The organism is Pseudomonas sp. 30_B, assembly GCF_017491605.1.
Classification (GTDB): Bacteria; Pseudomonadota; Gammaproteobacteria; order Pseudomonadales; family Pseudomonadaceae; genus Pseudomonas.
Genome location: NZ_JAFGYY010000263.1, coordinates 1 through 477 on the forward strand (window position 1 = coordinate 1; position 477 = coordinate 477).

At 65.8% G+C, this 477-nt stretch carries 1 protein-coding gene; it reads right to left on the minus strand.

What is annotated here, in order from left to right:
• Window positions 1-181: 181 nt before the first annotated feature.
• Window positions 182-477: citrate/2-methylcitrate synthase (locus tag J5M67_RS28215; RefSeq protein WP_279381594.1), on the minus strand; the 296-nt coding region annotated here is incomplete at its 5' end.

The following is a 477-nucleotide window of genomic DNA, read 5'->3' on the forward strand; positions in this document are numbered from 1 at the left end:
GTACGGCAACGCGTCGTACGCGCCCGGGCGGATCGCGTCGACGGCGGCGCGCGCGTCGAAGTAGTCGAGCGACGTGCCGGGCAGGGGTTTGCGGTTGGCAGTGTTCATTGCGTGGGGACAGACTGGGTAACGATCGTCGCGAAACGGCCGGGCGCGACGCCCGGCCGCCGGGTGCCGCCGATCAGCGCTTCTCGATCGGCACGAACTTCAGGTCTTCCGGCCCGGTGTAGTTCGCGCTCGGGCGGATGATCTTGTTGTCGACCCGCTGCTCGATGATGTGCGCGCTCCAGCCGGCGGTGCGCGCGATCACGAACAGCGGCGTGAACATCGCGGTCGGCACGCCCATCATGTGATACGACACCGCGCTGAACCAGTCGAGGTTCGGGAACATCTTCTTGATCTCCCACATCACCGATTCGAGTCGCTCGGCGATGTTGAAGAGCTTCAGGTCGCCCGCTTCCTTCGACAGCTTGCGCG